The following is a 22,715-nucleotide window of genomic DNA, read 5'->3' as shown; positions in this document are numbered from 1 at the left end:
CGGTCATCACTCGGGCGATGCGATGCCATCGAGGCGTGCCTGCAGGAATTGCCGCACGGCTTCGCTGTCGCTGAGGCCGATCGCCGAGCGATAGGCGCACGCCGCCTCCTCTGTATCGCCGGTTTCGGTCAGCAGATGCGCGCGCACGGCCCAATAGGGCTGATAGTTGACGATTTCGCGTTCCGCTATCCGGTCAAGGAGAGCCAACCCGGCAGCCGGACCTTCCACTTTGCCCACGACGGCCGCGTGGCCGACGTGGGCGCCGGCGGTCGGCTTCATGAACACAAGTGCTCCATATAGTTTGCCCAGTGCTGTCCAGTCGGTCATGCCGGAGCGCCGCCGGTCGGCATGCACGGATTGGATCGCAGCCTGGCATTGGAACGGACCGAAACGCCCGAATGCACCAGCCTTTCGCAACAGATTGTCGGCCTCCACGATCATTTCGGCGTCCCAGAGGGCCATGTCCTGTTGGTCGAGAGGGACATATCGTCCATTTGCGTCGCGCCGCGCTTCACGGCGGGATTGGCTGTAGAGCATCAGCGACAGCAAGCCGGCGGCCTCCGGCTCCCGGGGCAGCGTCGCAAGCAGCGTGCGACCGAGCCAGATGGCCTCCTCCGCCAAGGATCTTTGCTTGCCAAACTCTCCGTCGGCGCCGTCCCAGCCGAGGCCATAGGCGGCATATATTGCCGAGAGCACGCTTTCCAGTCGATCCGGCAGCACGGACCGTTCCGGAACGATAAAGGGAATATGGGCATCGCGGATCTTGGTTTTTGCCCGCACCAGCCGCTGACTCATGGCTTGCGGCGAAACGAGGAAAGCCTTGGCTATGGTTGCGGCATCGACGGCCAGCACGGATTGCAGCATCAGCGGGGTATGAGCCGAGCGATCCAGAGCCGGATGGGTGCAGACGAAAAGGAGCTTCAGGCGCTCATCCGGAAAGGTGGAATTGTCGGCGTTCATGCGTTCCTCCGCTTCTTCGAAGGCCATCATGATCCTGTCGCGCGCTCCGGCCCTGACATTCTCGTGCCTGACCCGGCGAAGCAGGTTGCGCTTGGCTGCAACCAGCAGCCAGGCTTCCGGATTGTCGGGGACACCCCGTTCCGGCCAGGTACTCAGCGCTGCCGCGATCGCATCGGACAAAGCGTCCTCGGCCGCCGGTACATCGCGAAAGCGTGCGGCGAGAAAGGCGATCAGCTTGCCGTAGGATTGACGCGCCGTTTGCTCGGCGGCGCGTCCTGCATCCAACGCCATGATGGCTACATCTGCAATCGCGGCCGTATCTCGACCGAGCCTTGCTGCGAGATCGGGACGCGCAGCGCCCATTCCAGCGCGGCATCCAGATCCGGCACATCGATCAGGTAGAAGCCGCCAAGCTGCTCCTTACCATCAGGGAAGGGACCGTCCTTTACCTCGTGATCCTCGCCCTGGCGACGGATGACCGTTGCCGTCTCTGGTGCCGTCAATCCCGCGCCCCCCGTCATGATGCCGGCCTGGACGAGCGCCTGCGTGTAGGCGATCCAGCCGTTCTTATAGGTCGGATCGGCACGACGCCCAAAATCCTCGGCTGATTCACGGATGATCAAAGCATATTGCATGAGATAAGTCTCCCATTTGCAGATTTGACGATGGCCGGACGGCGTAGCCTGCAAAGCTGAATGCCGGAATATACAACACCGCTGGCAAAACGGCTTCCTGCCGCTTCGACATAATGAGCCGCAAGACCGGTCGAGTTCGACACTCGCGGAAAGATTTTTTTGAAATTGACGGCCGAAATCAAAACGGCCGGCACGCCCAAGGGCAGCCGGCCGTGAGTGGCTTTGCAGCGAATGCGTGACGCGAGTATTATGCGGTGGCGGTGGTCTGGTCGTCGATGACGGCGCCGCCGACGTGAGCCTTGATCGATTCGATAGCATGCAGGGCCGAGGCCTTCGCCTTGTAGCCTTCCGAACCGAACATGGTTTCGCCGTTCGAGGCCTTGAAGCGGAAGCGAAACTCGCCGGCCTTGTCCTTGTAGACTTCAAATTTATACATGGTTCTCGTCTCCTAGAATCGCGTCAGCGCGGGATAACGCCGAAAATCTAGCTCAACTTCAAAACTATTGCCACAAGGTTGTATTTGAGACGATCTACCCGCTATTTCGCGATGAGCATGTGATCCTCGATGCCGGCATCGAATTGCAGGCGCGCGAGCTTGGCATAGATGCCGCCGTGGCGGATCAGGCTCTGGTGCGTACCTTCCTCGACGATGCGGCCCTGATCCAGCACCAGAATGCGGTCGGCCTTCAAGACGGTCGCCAGGCGATGAGCGATGACGAGGGTCGTGCGTGTCTCCATCAAGCCCTCCAGCGCCTTTTGAACAAGCGTCTCGCTTTCGGCATCGAGAGCAGAGGTTGCTTCATCGAGCAGCAGGATCGGCGCATTCTTCAGAATGGCGCGGGCAATGGCCACGCGCTGACGCTGGCCGCCCGAAAGAGTGACGCCGCGTTCTCCGACCTGCGTATCATAGCCTTTTTCGAGACGTGAAATGAACTCGTCCGCCTGCGCGGCGATCGCGGCGGCGCGCACTTCGTCGCGCGAGGCACCAGGCCGGCCGAAGGCGATGTTGTCATGGATGGAGGCGGCAAAGATGGTGGTGTCCTGAGGGACGATGGCGATGCGTTCACGCAGGGTATCCGGCAGCACATCGCGCGCATCGATGCCATCTATGGAGACGCAGCCTCTTTGCGGATCGTAGAAGCGCAGCAGCAATGAAAAGATGGTGCTCTTGCCGGCACCCGATGCGCCGACGATCGCGACGGTCTCTCCCGGCTTCACAGAGAATGAAAGCCCATGCAGCGCCGATCTGTTCGGCCGGGACGGGTATGAGAAGTGGACATCGGAGAATTCCACACGGCCCTGCGGCGGCTGCGGCAAGGGCAGGGGATTGGCGGGGGCGGCGATGGGGGACACTTCGGCAAGCAGTTCGCCCAGGCGATCGGCGGCACCTGCGGCCTGGGATAGCTCTCCCCAGACTTCAGACAGCGAGCCGAGCGAGGAGCCGGCGATGACGGAATAGAGCAGGAACTGGCCGAGCGTGCCGGCAGACATGGTGCCGGCAAGCACATTCTGTGCACCGACCCAGAGCACGGCGACAATGCTGCCGAAAACCATGGCAATGGCAAAGCCGGTCAGCAGCGAGCGGGATTTGATCGCCGCGCGTGCCGCCTGATAGGCGTCCTCGACGGCGCTGCCGTAGCGTTGCGCCGCTGCGCCCTCGCCATTATAGGCCTGGATGGTGCGGCTGGCCGCGATGGTCTCGTTGGCATAGGCCGATGCCTGCGCCAGCGTCTCCTGCGCGGCCCGCGAACGCTTACGCACGGAACGGCCGAAACTGACAAGCGGCAGGACGATGACGGGGATAGCGATCAGCACGATGCTCGAGAGCTTCGGGCTGGTGACGATCATCATGATCACCGCGCCGAGACAGAGGATCAGGTTGCGCAGCGCGACGGAGGCTGTGGCGCCGACGGCGGACTTGATCTGCGTCGTATCGGCCGTCAGCCGCGAGACGATCTCGCCGGATTGATTGACGTCGAAGAAGGAGGGCGACAGCCGCGTGACATGGTCGAAGACCTCGCGGCGCATGTCGGAGACGATGCGCTCGCCGATGGAAATGACGAAATAGTAGCGTAGCGCGCTCGCCGCAGCGAGCAGCAGCGCCATGATCATGATCACGACGAAATAGCTGTCGATCAGCCCGCGGTCGGCCTGATCGAAGCCGTGATCGATGATGCGCCGGACGGCGACCGGCAGCGCGAGCGAGGTGACGGCGGCGATGACGAGCGATATGATCGCGCCTGCCACCATACCCCGATATCGCCTGAGGTAGGGCGTCAGTCGTCCGAGAGGGCGGATTGAACGGGTTTTCTTTTCCTCAGCCTGGCCAGTTTCCGACAAGTCGTCTCCAATCCCCATATCAGCAAGGGACTCGGCGTTTCGCCCCTTGTTATCGCCGCTGCCTTCATGTATAGGCACGCCATCTTAATTGGAAGCCGTGGCCTTTAACGGACTGCGGCTTCATTTATTCAATCGGTTCGGTTGCCGCAATGCCTTGCGACAAATGGACCCTGGCATGACAGGAAGATTGTTATGAAGGCCAACATTCATCCCGACTACCACACTATCAAGGTAGTCATGACCGACGGCACCGAATATGAAACCCGCTCGACCTGGGGTTCTGAAGGCGCCGTCATGAACCTCGAAATCGACTCCAAGTCCCACCCGGCTTGGACCGGCGGCAACCAGCAGATGATGGACCGTGCCGGCCGCGTTTCGAAGTTCAACAAGCGCTTCGGCGGTCTCGGCATCTAATCGCATTGCGATTTACCGCTTGAAAAGAGCCCGGTTTTGCCGGGCTTTTTTGCGTTGGTCGAATGTGCGGCGCCTCATCGCATGCGCCGCAGGTAGTCGGCACGATCGAACGGATTTACGGCTGTGCGCTCGCGTACATGATGTGACCCAGATATCGGCGCATAATGATCGAAGGCGTGCTCCAGGACACCGGCCCCGCCCGACAATCCCGGCAACTGCCTTTGGATGGTCTGGATCATCGATGATGCCACCGTGCCTTCCAGCCGGGCCATACCCTCTTCGATCAACGATCTTCTCATCGCCGCGCCGGATTTCGCAAGCAGGCCCTGCACACCAGGTAAAGCCGCGGCCGGTATCTCGATGTGAAAATGCTCGACGGGTTCGCAGAGGATCGTCTTTGCCGATGAAAGCGCGGATGCGAGGACCAATGGCGTGAGCTTGCGGAAATCCACCGCCGTGCTCGCGGGCGGACTTTGCCGCGCCGCTGTCATGGCGACATGGCAGTCGATGATCTGCCAGCCGAAAAGACCTTCCTTCAGCGTTTCGAACGTGGCCTCCTCGACTGCCCGATAGAAGCTTGCGGGCATCTGGCCGACATCCACCTCCAGGGCAAAGCTGTTGCCGGCGTCTTCCGGCCGCGGCTCGACGCGCAAGCCTACGGTCGCGAGAAACGGATTAGGCTCCTTGAAGATCAGCTCAACGGCGCTTCCCGTTCCGGCCAGCCTCTCGACATAGATGACAGTGCTTTCCTCAAAAGCGATGTCCAGGCCGAACTCGGCCGAGAGCGTTGCCTGAATGACCTCCTTCTGCACCTCGCCGTAGAGCGAAACATATATGTCGCCGGTTTCTTCATTGGTACGCAGGTTGATGAGCGGGTCCTGCTCTGCAAGTTGTCCCAGAGCCAGCCAGAGTGCAGCGTTTTCCGAAGAGCGCATGGCGCGAATGCGGGTTTCCAAGGTCGGCGGCGCGAAGTGGCGAAGCGTGCCTTGCGGGCTTTCGGTGCCGATCCAATCGCCGATACGGGCATTTGGAAGGCCGCCGACTTTGGCGATCTGGCCGGCGCCGATTTGTGCGACCTTGTCCGCCCTGCCGCCCCGGAAGAGCCGAAGGCTGCTGATCGTTGCCGGGCCGTTCGCGGTCCCGATATCGTCGCGAAGGCCAACCGTGCCAGACGCCAGATAGAGATAGGCGAGTTTCTCGCCGCCCCATCCGCGTTCGATCTTGAAGATCGTTCCGGAAACCGGGCCGTCAGGATTCGGCTGCCGGCTTGGCAGCAAAGTCTGGACCGCCGAGATCAGGGCAGGGATGCCGAGGCCTCGTGTCGCCGCACCCGCAAATGCCGGGTGGATCAGGGACTTCGCTACCTGATCGGCAAGGGCCTGCTCCAGCCTTTGCGGCGTCAGGCGCTCCGAAGCCAGAACATAATCTTCCAGCAAGAGCTCGTCGTTGACTGAAAGTGCTTCGCAGAACCGCGAGAAATGCGGATCGCTTCCGAGATCGGCGGTTTCCACGGTGGCGAGCCTGCTGCCGGCGTCATGGACGATCGACATCGGCACGGGTCGGACCGCCAGCTGGGTGGCGATATCCTCGAGCACCTCATCATAGCGCGCGCCAAGACGGTCGATCTTGTTGACGAAGAATATGAAAGGGATGCCGAGGCGGCGCAATGTCCTGACGAGCACGCGGGTCTGCGATTGCACGCCCTCGACCGCGGAAATCACAACCACGGCCGCATCGAGCAATTGCAGGATCCGTTCGATCTCGGCAATGAAGTCCGGATGCCCCGGTGTGTCGATGAGGTTTACCGAAACGTCGCCGATGGTGAAGGCGACCACCGCGGCGGCGATGGTGATGCCGCGCTGTTTCTCGAGTTCGAGGCTATCTGTCTGCGTGCTGCCGGCATCGACGCTGCCGAGCTTGTCGATTATGCCGGTGTCGAAAAGGAGTCGTTCGGTGAGGCTAGTCTTGCCCGCGTCTACATGGGCGAGGATGCCCAGATTCAATGTGCGCATGGTTCATCATCTTCTCAGAATTTCGGATTTGATTTTCGTGAGAAGTGAGTCGGCGCATTGGGTCCTCCACGCGGATGCGATACGGTTCCTCCATCCCCCGAAGGAGACGGGCATTTCTTTTTACAGACGTTTCGCGGAATCCGTCAAGCTTTGTCCGGTTTCTACTCAGGGCTTAAATTCGCGCGCCGGTTTTCCAAGCAAGGAGTGATTGCGCAAAATAAAACCGGCCGCGCCGTGCGCGACCGGTTGGAATTCATAGGCGAGGCTTGGGGTTCAGTTGCCGCCGAAAGCCGTCTGCAGCAGGGTCAGCTGTGCCTTGACGCTGTTCTGGTTGTCCGGAACGATGGCAGTTTCCGTCGGACGGTAGATTTCGCGGTCGAGGATAGCAACGCGGTTTTGCAGGCGCAGCGAACGCTCCACGAGATCGCGGAAGGATTCCGGCAGGTCGTTCCAGCCCGGTGCCGTGCGGTCGACATTGAAGCCGTCAAGACGAACCTTGTTCTTTTCGGCCAGCACCTGATCGCGCGACATTTCGCCGTTGTTGACGGCGCGCTGAAGGAGCAGCCAGGAGGCCATCTGCATGAGGCGGGTCGTCAGGCGCATCGATTCAGCGGCATAAAGCACTGAGGCCATGCGCGGCAGAACCTTGGAAGCCGCGCGGCCCTGACCGTCGAGATAGCCGGCAGTTTCCTCAACCAGCGACATGCCTTCAGAATAGAGCGCCCTGAACTGCGCCGACGATGCGGCGTGGTCAGCAAAGCTGATCGTGTTCAACCCAAGTTCCGACATCGAATAAATCCCTGCTTCACGCAACACTTTTGTTCAGGAAAAGCCGGTCAAGTCCCTAAGAGCTTTCGGCATCCGCTTTTATGACTTTAAGATGGTTGTTTTAACTGAAATTCGCAAGGCGTTTCTTAAGAAAGGGTTAATCTCCACAGTTTCGGCAAGGTCCGTGATCCAGGACAAAAAAGAAGAGCCGCAAAAGCGGCTCTCAAGGTAAAACAGGGAGAAAAATCAGACCAATTCGCCAAGTGGAGGAACTGTCTGAGTCCAGAGCGAATCTGGATGGTCATAGTAATATGTCGTAAAGCTTAATATTCAGTTGAGCATGCCTTAATGCTGGATTGCACAGTACAGATTTCGTGCTGCGGCAAGGCACGCCGGAACGGTGCTTCAGAAGCGGAAAAGGCTATCCGCTGCCTTGCGGCCGGAGGTCTTGGCAGCGATTTCCTCTTCCAGCCGGACTATCTCGCCCTGGAGCAATGCGACGCGGCTTTTCAGCTCGTCCACCGATAGCAACGACAGATCGCTGCCGATCTCGTGGGCGGATGGCTGCTTGGGACGATCATCATCGAATAGGCTCATTTCGGCTCCTCCTTTCCCTTCACAAGGATCAGGTGCCGTAATTTACAGTTATATCGTCCTTTTTTGAAGTCTCGCTCCGCGCCAGCGCCATGCTCTCCGGGGTGATCATCTGCGCGTTGGCCGACGGCATGGTCGTGTACGCGTCGCGATCGCCCGCCGGCTTTGCGGCGCGCATGCGGCTGCGGAAGATCGAATAGGAGGTAATCAGCACATGAGCAATGGCGGTGACGAAGAATAGCGAGTAGGGGCCGATGGAGGACATGACCGGGCCGCTCAACGTCGGGCCGATGATCGTGCCGATGCCGTAGAGCAGCAGCAGGCCGCCCGAAACCTTGACGAAATCTTCCGGCGCCGCGAAGTCGTTGGCGTGGGCGACGGCGATCGGATAGAGCGTGTTTGCGACGGCGCCGTAGATGACGACCATGCTGATGAGGAAAGCCGGGCTGCCCGGCTTCAACAGGAAGAGCAGCAGGCCGTCGAGGGCTGCGATCGCCGCCATGCCCGCTAGTACGTAGCGACGGTCGATGCGATCGGACAGGCGGCCGGCCGGCAGCTGCATCACCGCGCCGGCGAAGATGGTCGAGCTCATCATCAGCGCGATATCGCTCTCGGAAAGGCCGGCCTTGGCGCCGAAGACGGCGCCGAGCGTGCCGTATGCGCCATTGGCGATGCCGACGAGCAGAATGCCGATCGAGGCGACCGGCGAATTGCGGTAGAGCGCCTTCAGGTCGAGGCTGACGGCCTTCAGCGGCTGCGGCGAGGCGGCGGTCGACAGCGTGGTCGGCAGCATGGCGACGCAATAGCAGATGCCGCACATCATGAAGAGGATTGGCGTGTGGATATCGGCGAAGGGCACCATCATTTGGCCGGCGACGGCGCCGATCAGCGTGATGCCGATATAGAGCGAGAAGATCGCTCCACGGCTTTCATTGGTGGCGCGTTCGTTGAGCCAGCTCTCGATGATCATCGAGGTTCCGGCCGTGCAGAAGCCGGTCACGGCACGCAGCGCCACCCACCAGATGGGGTCGACGATGATGCCGGTCAAAAGCGCGATGATGGCGATGACGGAGATGAAGCCGGAAAAGGCGCGCACATGGCCTATGCGCCTGACCAGCTTCGGCGCCGTCAGGCAGCCGAGGACGAAGCCCGTCGCCCACGTCGTGCCCAGCAGGCCGAGCGTCGTCGTCGCATAGCCTTCGGCCGTGCCGCGCACGGGCAGCAGCAGGCTGTGCAGACCGTTGCCCGTAAACAGGAACAGCGTGCCGAACAGCAGAGCGAGTACCGGCAATATGTTTCGTTTCATGCTCCCCACCTTCACGCGGCTCGTTTAGGAGCCGGCTAGACAGGTCCTGCCCTGTCCGCATTCGCTATTGATTGTGTCCCGGATTGCCGCTATCGGCGTGTAGAAACAGTCTGTTGGCGCGGAAAAATGTCCGTCCTATGACGATTAGAGCATGATCACGAAAGGCGCGCAGCGGTTTTTGGTCGCGGCTGCTCTCAACTCTTGCATAAACGGGGAAAAATAGCGTGACAAAGGCCATAGCGGTGCTGCTTCTGCTCGCCATGGCGGTGCATATCATTAAGCCTTTGGGGCTGCCGGGCCTGAAGCGCAGGGCTGATTTCTGGAAGATCGCCCTCTTCGCCTTTGCCATCTGGACGGTGGCACTCGTTATCAACGAGGTGTTTTAGCGCATTTCAGGCCGAATTCGAGGCTTCGGCCCCGGCATGGGTCGCTTGCTAGATCCCGATCTCTCCACGCATGACGAAGACGCTGCTTCCGGACAGCAAGACTTCATTTACCGTACCGGCAGATTTTTTGACATTGACGCCGATGACGCTGCGTCTTCCCATTTCCACGCCCTGCTCGATAGCGATTTTTACTTCCGCGTCCTGTGCCGGCAGCAGGGAAGTCAGATAGGCGCCGATTGCGGCGGAGGCGCTGCCGGTCGCCGGGTCTTCCGTCACATTGTCGAGCGGCGCAAACATGCGGGCGCGGATGGCCCAAGGATTTTCGGCGCAGCGAACGTAAAGAAAGAGCGAAAAGCCCGTCTTGTCTTCCCTGTGCCGCGCAGCCGCCTCGGCAAAAACGGCAGCATTCGGCCATGCTTTGCCAAGCGTTTCGAGGCTGTCCAGCTCGGCAAAGGCGAAAGGCAGGCCGACGGATGCGAAGATGGGAGCATGGGTCGTATGGCGGATCGATTGCGGGTCGATCTGCACGCAGCGGGCAATCAGTTCGCCTGCGATCGCCTCGCCGACTGAAAGTTGGCCCGGCGCGCGGATGCTTGCGCCGCAGACTGCGCCATCGTTGCGCAACAAGGCGATTTCCACAAGGCCGGCATCCTCTTCGAAGATCAGCCGGTCGCCGGCGGGTCTTCCGAAGATCGCCCGCTGCTGCCCGAGAACGAAGGCGGTGCCGACATTCGGGTGGCCAGCAAAGGGAATTTCCGATGTCGGCGTGAAGATGCGGACGCGTGCCGTGTGATCGGGATTTTCAGGCGGCAGCACGAACGTCGTTTCCGAGTAGCAGAACTCGGCTGCGATCTTCTGCATGGCGTCGCTGCTGAGGCCACGCGCATCGGGGATGACGGCCAGTGGATTGCCAAGGAAGCGTTCGGACGTGAAGACATCCACGGTGACATAGGCGACGGTGTTCATAGCGGCCCCCGGAGCTTTTACAGATCTACGAGGATTTAGCCGCTGCCCGGCGGATGCTAAAAGCGGGAACTTGTGCCGGTGACAACTTCAGCAGCGGTCTCCTTTGGGAAGTCTGCCTTTAAGCATCGGCTTGAAAGCCGCCTGGCAATGGCGATCGCGTCAATTGTTCTGAAACTGCTTCAACACGCTGGACCAGAGTTCGACAAGCTCGGCACTGCCCGTATCGCCGGGTTTCGCACGAACGGCAGTGTGCACCAGCACCAGATGCGTTGCCGGGTCGACGAGAATGCGCTGGCCTGCCCGCCCGTCCAGAAAGAATGTTCTGCGCGGACCGGGCATCAGCCAGGTCTGATAGCCGTAGCCCCATGGGTTCGTTTCGTGATTGACTGCCAGGAACGAGCCTTGCTTCACCGGCTGCGTGGCATCCAGCAGCCATTGGCGCGGGATGATCTGCCGTCCGTTCAAGGCACCGTCATGGGCAAGCAGCATGCCGAAGCGGGCATAGTCGCGAAGCGTCGCGCTGAAGCAGCAATAGCCGACTTCCTGGCCTGTTTTGTCGACCTGCCAGTTCGCGCTGGCTTCCGCACCCATCGGCTGCCAGATGCGGGTCTGTAGATAGTCCCCCATGCTCATATGGGTGGCGTGGGTCAGGACGAGGCTCAGCCCCTCCGTATCGAGATTGCTGTAGTGCCAGACCGTATCGGGAGGCGCTACCCGCTTGTTGAAGCGGGATATGGCTGTGATGGGGTCGAGTTTTTCCGGGCCAAGCAGGGAATTGCTGAGGCGGATGTTGTCGTCGGGATTACCAAAGTTTTCGGTGAAGGCAATGCCGGAGGCCATGTGCAGCAATGCGCGGATCGGCGTGCCGCCCATCTCCGTGCCCTTCAGCTCCGGCACATAGGTCTGCACGGTATCATTGATCGAATGAATGGCGCCTTCGGAAATCGCGATCCCGATCATCATGCCGGTCAATGTCTTTGCCAGGGATTGCGAGACGAAGCGGTCGTGATCGGTGCGGCCATATTGATAATGTTCGAACAGGATCGTGTCGTTGCGGGCAATCAGCAATCCCGTGGTGGGATTGGTGTCGAGATATTTCGGCAAGGAAGCGGTTTCAGCGCCAAACGTGAACTTAACCGAAATCTCGGATGGGGCGCGCAACAGCGTTAGCGGATGTTCGGCGGCGGCGATCGTGTGAATTGGCGCAAGCTGATCGGCGTGGGTGAAGTTGCCGATCATGTTGTGTTGTTCGCTGAGTGGCAGGCCGACTGGATAGCCGAGTTTTTCGCCGTAAGCTTCTGCGTCCGGTCCGGTCGGGGAAAAGACGGGAACAGCTGCGCGCACCTGTTGGGCTTGAGCAATATTTATTTGAGTGACCCAGGCTACAGCAAGAACGGCAATAAAACTGCGCCAGGCCAACATGTGGCAACCCCTCTATTCAGCCTTCATCATAATTGGCCTAAAGCGTGTCGCGATTTTTCAGATTCGCTTCCCACGCTTGGTCTTTGATTTTGCGCATGCCGTTGTCGCAAAACCGCTGCACACTTTTGTGCGGCATGCTCTAGTGCCGCGTTTTTGTTACATCCGTTTGACACGGTTGCTTTCCGATATCACAGCAAAGCTGATCTTGCCATTGTGGCAGATGTAACTTGCTCTGTTCTGAACGTTCGGACGTTGTTGCATAAAGAAAAAAAGCCCCCCGGCCGGGGGGCTTTTCATTCATTCGAAGTGCTGCTGATTTACTTGCCGGCCTGCAGAACGGCAACGCCGGGAAGGACCTTGCCTTCCATCCATTCGAGGAACGCGCCGCCCGCCGTCGAGACATAGGTGAAGTCGTCGGCAACACCGGCATGGTTCAGCGCCGAAACCGTATCGCCACCGCCCGCGACCGAGGTGAGCTTGCCGGCCTTCGTGCATTCGGCGGCATATTTGGCAGCTGCCACAGTCGCGGCGTCGAAGGGGGTGATTTCGAAGGCGCCGAGCGGGCCGTTCCAGACGAGCGTGGTGGCGCGGCCGATCCAGCTCTTGACGGCTTCGACCGATTTCGGGCCGACATCGAGCACCATGGCGTCGGCGGGGATGGCTTCGATCGCGACGACCTCGTTGTCGGCGCCGGCCTTGAATTCGCGGGCGACGACGCCGTCTTCCGGCAGCACGATCGCGCAGCCGGCTGTGGCGGCTTCGATCATGATCTGCTTGGCTGTGTCGGCAAGATCATGCTCGCAGAGCGATTTGCCGACATTGGTGCCGCGGGCGGCGAGGAAGGTGTTGGCCATGCCGCCGCCGATGACAAGCGCATCGACCTTCTTCACGAGATTCATCAGAAGATCGATCTTGGTGGAAACCTTGGCGCCACCGACGATCGCGACAACCGGACGAACCGGATTGCCGAGGCCCTTTTCCAGGGCTTCGAGCTCGGCCTGCATCGTGCGGCCGGCATAGGCCGGCAGCAGGTGGGCGAGGCCCTCGGTCGAGGAATGGGCGCGATGGGCGGCGGAGAAGGCGTCGTTGACGTAGATATCGCCATTGGCGGCGAGCGCCTTGGTGAAGGTACCGTCGTTCTTTTCCTCTTCCTTGTGAAAGCGGGTGTTTTCCAGCAGCAGGATGTCGCCATTGTTCATCTTGGCAACCGCCTCGGCTGCCGGGGCGCCGATGCAGTCGGAAGCGAAGAGAACGGCATGGTCCAGGACTTCTTCGACGGCCGGTACGATGAGGCCGAGGGAAAGATCCGGGGAAGGGCCATCCTTCGGGCGGCCGAAATGGGCAAGCAGGATGACCTTGGCGCCCTTTTCGGACAATTCGAGAATCGTCGGGGCGACACGTTCGATGCGGGTCGCATCGGTGACCTTGCCATCCTTGACCGGCACATTGAGGTCGACGCGCACCAATACGCGCTTGCCGGTGATGTCGGTGAGATCGTCGAGAGTTTTGAAGGCTGCCATGGGAGGATCCGATATTGTTGGTGGCGAAAAGCGCGCCGACCATACTACGGATGATCGCAGACGCAAGAACCGTTCAGCGTTTCTTGGGATCGCCGAACGGTTCTATTTCCCTGGAGTTGTTTCGTCCGAAACCGCCTCATTCACGCGGTCGCGGCGCTTCTGCAGGTAAGCGCGGATGCTCTTCAAAATATCATGGAGATTGATGAAGATCGGCATGATGACGGGCGGTTCCACCGCCTCGAGCGACATGCCGACGGATTGGATGTGATCGTTCTCGTCGAGATCGCGGACGATGAGGATAATCTCGCCCAGACGAACGCGATCCGCATAGTCGGCCTTGCCGCCGAGGCGATGGCGCATGAGCTCCGCTATGGTCAATCCCTTCTCCTGTTCGCTCAGCAGTCCCGGCCCATAGGCAGCGTCGAGATCGGCGGCGGGGCGCAGCGGTGAGATCGAGAAGGCCCCGAAGAACTCGGCATCCTCGGGATCGACCGGCGCGCGGCTGGCGAAAAGGCGGTCGAGCAGGCGCGAATAATTGGGGGAGACGAAAAGATAGACGATATCGTTTTCGCGCATGCGGCCGGCATATTGATAGCGCATGGACTTGCCGTCACGAACGATGAGCGAGGGCGTCGCCCAACGCGGGATGCGTTCGCCGCGCAGGACGGGGCTGTCCTTCACGACACGATAGGAGAGGAGTTCGTGGTTGACCGTGCCCGGCAGGTCGACCTCGACCTTGTCGATCGCCCCCATGCGTGGGGGAACGATGAGGCCAAGCCGGCGCGCCATGGGTTTGATGGTCCAGCCCTGGATCAACAGCGAAACCAGCACGACGATGAAAGCGACGTTGAAATAGGTCTGGCCCGCCTGCAAGCCGCCGAGGATCGGCATGATGGCCAGAAGAATGGAGACGGCGCCGCGCAGACCGACCCAGGCGACGAAGCCGGTTTCCCGCTGTGTGTAGTCGAACGGCAGCACGCAGAGCCAGACGGCAATCGGCCGGGCAACAAAGATCAGGAACAGCGCCAGCGCGACGGCAGGGATGGCGATCGCCGGGAATTCCGATGGCGTGGCGAGCAGGCCGAGCACGAGAAACATGATGATCTGCGCCAGCCAGGTCATGCCGTCCTGGAAGCGCTTGATCGAGGCGGATGCGGGCAGCTTGCGATTGCCGGCATAGATGCCCGCGACATAGACGGCCAGGAAGCCGCTGCCGCCGACAGCGCCGGTGAAGGAGAAGACGAGGAGCGCCAGCGCTAGCACGAAAATCGGCGTCAGTCCGCGATCGGTTTCCAGGCGGCTGACGATGAGGACGATCATCATGCCGCCGAGGAGGCCGAGAATGAGGCCCAGTCCCATCTGCTGGACAAAGGTGGCGAGCATGGCGAGGTTGATGCCGGCATAGCCTTCGCCGTTTGCCAGAAGTTCGACCAAGGCGAGCGTGAGGAAGATCGCCATCGGGTCGTTGGTGCCGGATTCGACTTCCAGTGTCGAGCGCACCTTGTCACGGATATTGATGCCGCCGATGCGCAGAAGGAAGAAGACCGCCGCCGCGTCCGTCGAGGCGACGATGGAGCCGAGCAGCAGCCCCTGCAGCCAGGTGAAGCCTAGCAGCCAGGTTGCGGCAAGGCCGAACAGCGCCGCCGTGACGATGACGCCGACGGAAGCGATGGTCAGCGCGGGTGCCGCAGCAAGCTTGAAGGCTTGGATCGGGGTGCCATAGCCGGAATCGAAGAGAATGATCGCAAGCGCCAGCGAGCCGAGAATATAGGCGAGATAATTGTTGGAGAATTCGATGCCGAGGCCGTCGGTGCCGGCGGCAAGGCCGATCATCAGGAAGAGCAGCAGCAGGGGAGCGCCGAAACGAAAGGCGAGGAGGCTGGAGAAGGCTGCAATGAGTATGAGAACCGTGCTGATCAGCACGATAATGTAAAATGCCTCCACTTTTTTCCCTTTCCGTGCGCCGCCACCGGACCCGAAGCCCGGAACACTGGAGGTCTTCCCCAGTTTCCATCATGCCGCCGTGCCTGGCCAATTGGCAAATACGGAAATCGTTCGGAGGAGAGTTCAAGGAGCGAAACTCTTTCCGACGACTGCATCGTCATGGTGTGATGCGCCTTGCCAGAACGGCAAAGCGGTGGAATGCCTGGGAGACTTCCTGATTCAAAATTTACTGGTAAATCTGGACGATAGCAGGGCAGGCAATGAAAAAATCGAAATGTTTTTAAGACGATGCAGGATTGGTGCTGCGGTCTCCTTAGGTGCTTGCCGGCGGAGCACTTTCATCAAAATAGCAATGCCGGCGGCGCCTGAAATCGCACCGCCGGCATCAATGTCACTTTGGATCGAGCCGTAATCAGATCAGCTTCGCGAAGGCAACGGCCGTGTCCGACATGCGGCTCGAGAAGCCCCATTCATTGTCGTACCACGACAGGACGCGCACGAAGTTGCCTTCCATGACCTTGGTCTGATCGGTCGCAAAGATCGACGAGTGGCTGTCATGGTTGAAGTCGCGGGAAACCAGCGGCTCGTCGGTGTAGCCGAGGATGCCCTTCAGCTTGCCGTTCGATGCAGCCTTGATAGCTTCGTTGATTTCGCCGACCGTCGTTGCCTTCTTGGCCACGAACTTGAAGTCGACGACCGAGACGTTCGGCGTGGGAACGCGGATCGACGTGCCGTCGAGCTTGCCCTTCAGGTGCGGCAGAACCAGGCCGACAGCCTTTGCGGCGCCCGTCGACGTCGGGATCATGGACAGGGCTGCGGCGCGGGCGCGGTACAGGTCCTTGTGCATGGTGTCGAGCGTCGGCTGGTCGCCGGTGTAGGAGTGAATGGTCGTCATGAAGCCATGGTCGATGCCGACGGCGTCATCGAGAACCTTGACCACCGGTACCAGGCAGTTCGTGGTGCAGGATGCGTTGGAGATGACCAAGTGCTCCTTGGTGAGCTGGTCATGATTGACGCCGAAAACGACGGTCAGGTCGGCGCCGTCGGCAGGAGCCGAAACGATGACGCGCTTGGCGCCGGCCGTCAGGTGGGCGGCAGCCTTGTCGCGGGCGGTGAAGATGCCCGTGCATTCCATGGCGATGTCAACGCCGAGATCGCGGTGCGGCAGGGTCGCCGGGTCCTTGATCGCCGTGACTTTGATCGGCTTGCCGCCGCCGACGATGATCGTGTCGCCTTCGACCTTCACTTCGGCGGGGAACTTGCCGTGGATGGAATCGTAACGCAGCAGGTGCGCATTGGTCTCGACCGGACCGAGATCGTTGATGGCGACGATTTCGATATCGGTGCGGCCGGATTCGACGATTGCACGCAGAACGTTACGGCCGATGCGGCCAAAGCCGTTGATGGCTACTTTTACAGTCATGAATGTCACTCCCTTTCACTCAGGGTGTTTATCTATTGGATTTGAGAGCGCTTGTCAGCGCACTCAGGAAAGCTTTGCCTCAGCGGCGGCGACAACGGCTTCGGCGGTGATGCCGAAATGCTTGTAGACATCCTTGTACGGAGCCGAAGCGCCGAAACTCTTCATGCCGATGAAGGCGCCTTCCGGTCCGATGAAGGCATCCCAGCCTTCACGGACGCCAGCTTCGACGGCAACCTTGACCGGCGAGTTGCCGATGACTTCCTTGCGGTAGGCGTCCGGCTGCTCGAAGAAGAGTTCGGTGCAGGGAACCGAAACGACGCGCGTGGAGACGCCTTTGCCTTCGAGAACGGCGCGGGCGGCGACGGCGAGTTCGACTTCGGAGCCCGAAGCGAAGATCGTCACCTTGGCGTCGGCATTGCCGGCCAGTGTGTAGGCGCCGAGTTCGCAAAGGTTCTTCTCGCTATATTCCGTACGGGCGGCCTGGAGGTTCTGACGGGTCAGGGCAAGGCCGGAGGGACGGTTGGTCGTCTTGATGGCGATCTGCCAGCATTCCGCCGTTTCCGTTGCATCCGCCGGGCGGAAGAGCTGGAAGTTCGGAATGGCGCGCAGGCTTGCGACCTGCTCGACCGGCTGGTGGGTCGGGCCGTCTTCGCCGACGCCGATGGAATCATGCGTCAGGACATGGATGGCGCGGATGCCCATCAGGGCGGCGAGGCGCAGCGGCGGACGGCAATAATCCGAGAAGATCAGGAAGCCGCCGCTGTAGGGGATCAGACCGCCGTGCAAAGCGATGCCATTCATCGCGGCAGCCATGCCGTGTTCGCGGATACCCCAGTGCATATAACGGCCGGAGAAATCGGTCGGGGTGATCGACTTCATCTGGCTGGTCTTGGTGTTGTTCGACGGCGTCAGGTCGGCGGAGCCACCAAGCGTTTCCGGGATGAAGCCGTTGATGACTTCGAGCGCATCCTCCGAAGCCTTGCGGGTCGCAACCGTCGGCTTGGTTTCCGCGAGCTTCTTCTTGTAGTCGCTGATGGCGGCATCGAAGCCGGCGGGCAGCTTATGGTCGAAGCGGCGGGTGAACTCCGCCTTCTTGGCCGGGTCGGCGGCAGCAAGGCGGCCTTCCCAGGCTTCGCGGGTGCCGACGGAGCGTTCGCCAGCGGCGCGCCACTCGCCGAGAATGTCGTTCGGGATGACGAAGGGCTCGTAAGGCCAGTTGAGCGCGATGCGGGTTGCGGCAATTTCCTCGGCGCCGAGCGGCGAGCCATGGACCTTATGGGTGCCCTGCTTGTTCGGCGCGCCGAAGCCGATGATCGTCTTGCAGGCGATGAAGGTCGGGCGGTCGGACTTGTGAGCGGCTTCGATGGCGGCGGCGATGGCAGCCTGATCATGGCCGTCGATCTCGATCGTGTTCCAGTGAACGGCCTTGAAGCGTGCGACCTGATCGGTCGAATCCGAAAGCGAGACGGCGCCGTCGATGGTGATGGAGTTGTTGTCCCAGAACAGGATCAGCTTGTTGAGCTTGAGATGGCCGGCAAGCGCGATCGCTTCATGGCTGATGCCTTCCATCAGGCAGCCGTCGCCGCACATGGCGTAGGTGTAGTGATCCTGAAGCTCGGCGCCGAACTCCTCGCGCAGCTTGCGCTCGGCGATCGCCATGCCGACGGCATTGGCAATGCCCTGGCCAAGCGGGCCGGTGGTGGTTTCGATGCCGGTGGCGTGACCATATTCCGGATGGCCGGCGGTCTTGGAGCCGAGCTGGCGGAAGCGGGTGAGCTCATCGACCGTCATATCCGGATAGCCGGTGAGGTAGAGAACCGAATAAAGCAGCATCGAGCCGTGGCCGGCCGACAGGACGAAACGGTCGCGGTCCGGCCAAAGCGGGTTCTTCGGGTCGAAGCGCAGATATTTGCTAAAGAGAACGGTGGCGACATCAGCCATCCCCATCGGCAAACCGGGGTGACCGGAATTGGCCTTCTCGACAGCATCCATGGCAAGGAAACGGATCGCATTCGCCATCCGGTCGTGTTGTTCGCGAGAGTTCATGGGTTTTTCCGCAGTGTTCCGGGTTCGGGGATGGCCGCACGCTTGGGAGGGAGGCCATCGGTTAAAGGCGGGTGAAGGGAGGCGCTCTTCCGAACGCCATTTCCAACGTCGCCTCAGGCGGTCGAGACATAGCAGTTAGGGCGAGCAAGTCAATAAATCGAGGGCTCAATCCGGCCCTCCTGCGGCAATTTTTTGACATTTGCCCGTTCACTTTTACAAAAGACGACAATCATGCGACAAGGCGTGCGCAGGCGGCAAAGGCGGCATTCATCCACAGAATAGGGGCACTGCCACATGACGGCCTTTATTGACGTGCTGTTGCCGAGTTGAATATTGTTGCGAAATCAGACAAGTGGCCGGATGTTTTGATTCGGGCCTTGCGCGGAGATGCGAAGGGTATGACACCTTCAAGCAAAACGGTGGACACGGCGCTCGCCCGGTTGCGCCAGGCGCTTTCGACTTTGGAGAGTGCCGTCGACGGACGGTTCGAGCGGGAACGGGCTCAGAGCGATATAGAAGGCGAGGTCCGCAGGGTTCACGCCGACCGGTCGCGCCTTGCCCAGGAATTGGATCAGGCCGAGTTCCGGGCGAACCGGCTCGAAGAAGTCAATCGTGAAGTGTCGCGCCGGCTTGTTACGGCGATGGAAACCATAAGAGCCGTGCTGGACCGCTGATCCCTCGGGAGGCAGCCGTTCCAGAGCGGCAGTGATCGGAAAGTCGAATGGCGCAAGTAACGGTAACGATCGACGGCAAGGCCTATCGGATGGCCTGCGAAGAGGGGCAGGAAGACCATCTGACGGATCTTGCCAGTCGCTTCGACCGCTATGTCCTGCATTTGAAGAGCCAGTTCGGTGAAATCGGCGATCTCAGACTGACCGTCATGGCCGGGATCATGATTATGGACGAGGTATCGGAATTGACGCGCCGCATATCCGCGCTGGAAGCCGAACTGGAATCCCTGACCAGTAATCGCGATACGGCGCTTGCCGCCAATGCCCGCGCCGAGGAAACGCTCGCCAGCGTCATCGACGAGGTGACGACGCGCATCCACGGCATTACCGAGAAGCTCCTGGAGCGCCCGGGTATCGAGCAGGCCTAAAGCGCGCATCGCGAGCTTTCAGCCTCGCTTCTCTCGCTTTAGATTCGATTTCACGCATGTCGTTATCGCAAAACCGCTTGTCTCACTTTTGCGCGACATGCTTTGAGTTATTTCTGCGGATGCCGGCTGCGGCCCTCTGGTGCGGCGACACAATCCGCTCTATATAGTTCAGGCGGTCTGCGCTTCCCGACAGGAACCACAATCCCTGGGGCCATACTCGATCCAAAGGGAGCTGTCCCTGACCAGGCCCGTGGGCCTGGACACACGGTGCCCACCTACGTTTGTAGGCACCCAGGATCGTAAACATCCATCGGTCGTCGTGGATCGCTCTTCAATTTTTCGACAATGGTCAAGGAAGGCGCCGCGCAGTTCTTTTGCCGCGCTGGCGCCACTCCTCCTCCCCTAACCTTTAGCCCGCAGATAAGCCCCGCGTTCGAGTTCGGCGCGGTTGGCTGCGCTGCGCAGCCGCAGCAGATCCTTGCGGGCGATGAGGCCGACGAGGCGGCCGGTCTGCGGTTCGACAACGGGAACACGTCCCGTATCAGCCTGGATCATGATGTCGGCGACGCGGCCGACGGTATCGTCCGCATGCGCGACCGGAAGGGACGTATCCGAAATTGCGTCATACAGCGATTGATCCATGAGTTCCGGTTTGCTCTGCCAGCGCAGGGCGTCGGAGCGCGAGATCATGCCGACAAGGCGATCGTTTTCGCCGACGACGGGATAGAAGCGATGCGCGTCCGGCCGCTCCGTCATCTGCGCCAGCGCTTCCGATAGACGCATGGATGCGGGCAAGGTGTCCACCTTGGCGATCATGATGTCGCGGGCGCGGGTGAGCTCAAACGGATCGATGCCATATTCGCGGGTGATATGCTGGCCGCGCCGCGCGATCTTTTCGGTCAGAATTGATCGCTTCAGCAGCAGGACGGTGACGGCATAGGCCGCGACCGTTGCCGCAAGCAGCGGCACGAGCGCGCTGGTATCTCCCGTCAGTTCGACGGCGAAGAAGGTGCCAGTCAGCGGCGCGCGCATCGTACCGCCCATCATGGCGGCCATGCCGAGCATCGCCCAGAAGCCGGGATCGCCGGGCAAAACCAGGCCGACGAGCCAGCCAAGCGTACCGCCGAGAATGAGCAGCGGCGCCAGGACACCGCCTGATGTGCCCGAGGATAGCGCCACGAGCCAGATGCCGGCCTTGACCAGCAGGATCGCCAGCACTGCGGCGAGAGTGACGTGGCTATGCAGCAGATCGGCGATGATGTCGTAGCCGACGCCCAGCGCACGCGGCTCGATCAGGCCGCCGAGCCCGACGACGAGGCCGCCGAGTGCTGGCCACCACATCCAGTGGATCGGCAGCTTCTCGAAGGCGTCCTCGATCCTGTAGAGCAGAGTCGTGAGCAGGCCGGATTGCAAGCCGGAGACGATGCCGAGGCCGGTAGCGAGCAAGATGCCCCACCAGGAGAGCGACATTTCGAAATGGGCTGGGAAGAGCGCGCCGCTGCCGAGCAGCAGCGGACGCCAGACGACGGAAACGCAGGCTGCGACCGCGACCGGAATGAAGCTGCGCGGCTTCCATTCGAACAGCAGCAGTTCGACGGCAAGCATGACGGCCGCGATCGGCGTGCCGAACACCGCCGTCATGCCGGCCGCGGCACCGGCGACCAGCAGGGTCTTTCTCTCCGCCGCACTCATGTGAAAGAGCTGGGCGAAGAGCGAGCCGATGGCACCGCCCGTCATGATGATCGGACCTTCCGCACCGAAGGGACCGCCGGAGCCGATCGAGATCGCCGACGACAGAGGTTTCAGGACCGCCACTTTCGGCGACATGCGGCTGCCGCCGATCAGAATCGCCTCGATGGCTTCCGGAATGCCGTGGCCGCGGATCTTTTCCGAACCATAGCGTGCCATCAGACCGATGACGAGGCCGCCGAGGATGGGGGCGGCCACCATCCAGGGCGAGCGCGTCACCATGGCGAAGGATAGCGGCTCCGTGCTGATCTTGAACAGCCAGACGGCATTGCTGACGAGTGCGATGAGATTGATGAGCACCCAGGCGGCGAACGCGCCGCCGGTGCCGACAACGAGCGCCATGGCAATCAGCACCAGAACGCGCTTGTCCGTGGTGAAATCGCCATTGTCCTTGCGGGAGGCCCCGCCAGAGAAATCGTGGGTGTGACTTTGTGAGGTGGGTATGTCCTGCATGGGAGGCCTTCTGTGCTAAGCGCGCGCGGCCATCCTTCAGCCGCTCCCCGCTTCGAGATGGCAAATATATCGTAATGCGATATAAATCAACCGACGCGCGTCACGATCTGCAAGATTCGTTTTCGGCACTATAGTTCCTTGATCTGGAGCACGGTGTTGCCGCAAAACGCTGAAGATTTCGCGCGACTGCTTTAGGACCGCGAACGGCGGCAATGAGGACGATTTGATGGTGCGACGTTTGGACAAAACCCTTTCTCAGGCGGATTACGAGGCGCTGGCAACCTTGCGCTATACGCTGCGCAAATTCATGGATTTCAGCACTTCGGCCGCGCATGAGGCAGGCCTGCCGCCGCAGCAGCATCAGGCACTGCTGGCCATCAAGGGGAACGGTGTCCGCGAAGCCATGACCATCGGCATGCTGGCGGAAAAGCTGCTGATTGCGCCGCATACGGCAACGGAGCTGGTGGGGCGGCTGATCGATGGCGACTATGTCACCCGCCATCCCGATCCGACGGACAAGCGTCGCCAGACCCTGCAATTGACCGAGAAGTCCGAAGAGGTTCTTCAGCAGCTCAGCTCGATCCATCTGGTCGAGATCCGTGATATGGCGCCCAAGCTGATCGAAATCCTCACGCGTTTGCAGGCGGGTGTCCGCCAGGATTGAGAGCGCGATCGCCG

The 22,715-nt window shown here is 60.8% G+C and carries 21 protein-coding genes and 1 other RNA gene; 7 read left to right on the top strand and 15 right to left on the bottom strand.

The annotated features are described in order from the left end of the window. Window positions 1-6: 6 nt before the first annotated feature. The 4 genes from C7U61_RS15115 to C7U61_RS15100 all read right to left on the bottom strand — a co-directional run bounded on the left by C7U61_RS15115 (window position 7) and on the right by C7U61_RS15100 (window position 3,935). Window positions 7-1,251 carry a DUF6596 domain-containing protein gene (locus tag C7U61_RS15115; RefSeq protein WP_106998841.1) on the bottom strand — a complete coding sequence of 415 codons (1,245 nt, stop codon included), beginning with the start codon at window positions 1,249-1,251 and terminating at the stop codon, window positions 7-9. A 5-nt stretch (window positions 1,252-1,256) separates the two neighbouring features. Beyond that, window positions 1,257-1,595: a YciI family protein gene (locus tag C7U61_RS15110; protein ID WP_106998840.1), complete on the bottom strand. Its 339-nt coding sequence runs from the start codon at window positions 1,593-1,595 to the stop codon at window positions 1,257-1,259. 247 nt (window positions 1,596-1,842) lie between these two features. Then, the gene (locus C7U61_RS15105) at window positions 1,843-2,031 is read right to left on the bottom strand and encodes a YegP family protein (RefSeq protein WP_015341032.1); all 189 of its coding nucleotides are present in this window, start codon (window positions 2,029-2,031) and stop codon (window positions 1,843-1,845) included. A 101-nt stretch (window positions 2,032-2,132) separates the two neighbouring features. Next, entirely contained in the window at window positions 2,133-3,935 is a 1,803-nt protein-coding gene (locus C7U61_RS15100) for an ABC transporter transmembrane domain-containing protein (protein WP_106998839.1), read from the bottom strand. Window positions 3,936-4,127: 192 nt separating this feature from the next. On the opposite strand from C7U61_RS15100, the gene rpmE reads away from it, so the two are divergent. Then, window positions 4,128-4,349 (top strand): 50S ribosomal protein L31, encoded by a 222-nt coding sequence (gene rpmE / locus C7U61_RS15095; protein ID WP_034503571.1) that lies wholly within the window; start codon window positions 4,128-4,130, stop codon window positions 4,347-4,349. Window positions 4,350-4,423: 74 nt separating this feature from the next. On the opposite strand, the gene C7U61_RS15090 is transcribed toward rpmE, so the two are convergent. From C7U61_RS15090 to C7U61_RS15075, 4 genes are all read right to left on the bottom strand, one after another. Further along, window positions 4,424-6,361 carry a TetM/TetW/TetO/TetS family tetracycline resistance ribosomal protection protein gene (locus tag C7U61_RS15090; RefSeq protein WP_106998838.1) on the bottom strand — a complete coding sequence of 646 codons (1,938 nt, stop codon included), beginning with the start codon at window positions 6,359-6,361 and terminating at the stop codon, window positions 4,424-4,426. A 273-nt stretch (window positions 6,362-6,634) separates the two neighbouring features. Then, complete coding sequence (locus C7U61_RS15085; protein WP_106998837.1) at window positions 6,635-7,150, bottom strand: DUF1465 family protein; 516 nt, start codon at window positions 7,148-7,150, stop codon at window positions 6,635-6,637. A 384-nt stretch (window positions 7,151-7,534) separates the two neighbouring features. Next, window positions 7,535-7,726: a DUF1192 domain-containing protein gene (locus C7U61_RS15080; protein ID WP_106998836.1), complete on the bottom strand. Its 192-nt coding sequence runs from the start codon at window positions 7,724-7,726 to the stop codon at window positions 7,535-7,537. A gap of 28 nt (window positions 7,727-7,754) precedes the next feature. Next, window positions 7,755-9,029, bottom strand: a complete 1,275-nt coding sequence (locus C7U61_RS15075) for an MFS transporter (RefSeq protein ID WP_106998835.1) — start codon at window positions 9,027-9,029, stop codon at window positions 7,755-7,757. A gap of 224 nt (window positions 9,030-9,253) precedes the next feature. Between C7U61_RS15075 and C7U61_RS19540 the strand changes: the two genes are divergently transcribed. Continuing rightward, window positions 9,254-9,415, top strand: coding sequence for a hypothetical protein (locus C7U61_RS19540; RefSeq protein ID WP_181315851.1), 162 nt, complete (start codon window positions 9,254-9,256; stop codon window positions 9,413-9,415). 48 nt (window positions 9,416-9,463) lie between these two features. On the opposite strand, the gene C7U61_RS15070 is transcribed toward C7U61_RS19540, so the two are convergent. Together C7U61_RS15070 and C7U61_RS15065 are read right to left on the bottom strand one after the other, a co-directional pair. Continuing rightward, entirely contained in the window at window positions 9,464-10,381 is a 918-nt protein-coding gene (locus C7U61_RS15070; protein ID WP_106998834.1) for a PhzF family phenazine biosynthesis protein, read from the bottom strand. 159 nt (window positions 10,382-10,540) lie between these two features. Continuing rightward, on the bottom strand, window positions 10,541-11,725 hold the full coding sequence (locus tag C7U61_RS15065; protein ID WP_245410802.1) for a serine hydrolase: 1,185 nt from the start codon (window positions 11,723-11,725) through the stop codon (window positions 10,541-10,543). Between the two features lie 28 nt (window positions 11,726-11,753). Here C7U61_RS15065 and C7U61_RS19675 point away from each other — a divergent pair, with 28 nt between their 5' ends. Beyond that, window positions 11,754-12,029, top strand: a complete 276-nt coding sequence (locus C7U61_RS19675; protein ID WP_245410801.1) for a hypothetical protein — start codon at window positions 11,754-11,756, stop codon at window positions 12,027-12,029. Window positions 12,030-12,120: 91 nt separating this feature from the next. Here C7U61_RS19675 and C7U61_RS15055 read toward each other — a convergent pair whose 3' ends face one another. The 4 genes from C7U61_RS15055 to tkt form a co-directional block, all read right to left on the bottom strand. Next, window positions 12,121-13,323, bottom strand: a complete 1,203-nt coding sequence (locus C7U61_RS15055) for a phosphoglycerate kinase (RefSeq protein ID WP_106998832.1) — start codon at window positions 13,321-13,323, stop codon at window positions 12,121-12,123. Window positions 13,324-13,425: 102 nt separating this feature from the next. Continuing rightward, window positions 13,426-15,267, bottom strand: coding sequence for a potassium/proton antiporter (locus C7U61_RS15050; RefSeq protein WP_106998831.1), 1,842 nt, complete (start codon window positions 15,265-15,267; stop codon window positions 13,426-13,428). 412 nt (window positions 15,268-15,679) lie between these two features. Continuing rightward, a complete protein-coding gene (gap, locus tag C7U61_RS15045; RefSeq protein WP_106998830.1) occupies window positions 15,680-16,690 on the bottom strand; it encodes a type I glyceraldehyde-3-phosphate dehydrogenase in 1,011 nt (336 codons plus the stop codon). A 63-nt stretch (window positions 16,691-16,753) separates the two neighbouring features. After that, complete coding sequence (gene tkt / locus C7U61_RS15040; RefSeq protein WP_106998829.1) at window positions 16,754-18,736, bottom strand: transketolase; 1,983 nt, start codon at window positions 18,734-18,736, stop codon at window positions 16,754-16,756. A gap of 398 nt (window positions 18,737-19,134) precedes the next feature. Between tkt and C7U61_RS15035 the strand changes: the two genes are divergently transcribed. The 3 genes from C7U61_RS15035 (at window position 19,135) to ssrS (ending at window position 20,165) form a co-directional block, all read left to right on the top strand. Next, window positions 19,135-19,410, top strand: a complete 276-nt coding sequence (locus C7U61_RS15035; protein WP_106998828.1) for a DUF4164 domain-containing protein — start codon at window positions 19,135-19,137, stop codon at window positions 19,408-19,410. A 47-nt stretch (window positions 19,411-19,457) separates the two neighbouring features. Beyond that, a complete protein-coding gene (locus tag C7U61_RS15030) occupies window positions 19,458-19,835 on the top strand; it encodes a cell division protein ZapA (RefSeq protein ID WP_106998827.1) in 378 nt (125 codons plus the stop codon). 171 nt (window positions 19,836-20,006) lie between these two features. Next, window positions 20,007-20,165: non-coding RNA, 6S RNA (ssrS, locus tag C7U61_RS15025), on the top strand. Between the two features lie 72 nt (window positions 20,166-20,237). Here the strand turns inward: ssrS and C7U61_RS15020 are convergent. Next, window positions 20,238-22,037 (bottom strand): chloride channel protein, encoded by a 1,800-nt coding sequence (locus tag C7U61_RS15020; protein WP_106998826.1) that lies wholly within the window; start codon window positions 22,035-22,037, stop codon window positions 20,238-20,240. A 226-nt stretch (window positions 22,038-22,263) separates the two neighbouring features. Here C7U61_RS15020 and C7U61_RS15015 point away from each other — a divergent pair, with 226 nt between their 5' ends. Continuing rightward, window positions 22,264-22,701, top strand: coding sequence for a helix-turn-helix domain-containing protein (locus tag C7U61_RS15015; RefSeq protein WP_106998825.1), 438 nt, complete (start codon window positions 22,264-22,266; stop codon window positions 22,699-22,701). The last annotated feature ends 14 nt before the right edge of the window (window positions 22,702-22,715 follow it).

This window comes from Rhizobium sp. JAB6 (assembly GCF_003024605.1).
Taxonomy (GTDB): domain Bacteria; phylum Pseudomonadota; class Alphaproteobacteria; order Rhizobiales; family Rhizobiaceae; genus Rhizobium.
This window is presented reverse-complemented; position numbering and strand designations above follow the sequence as displayed.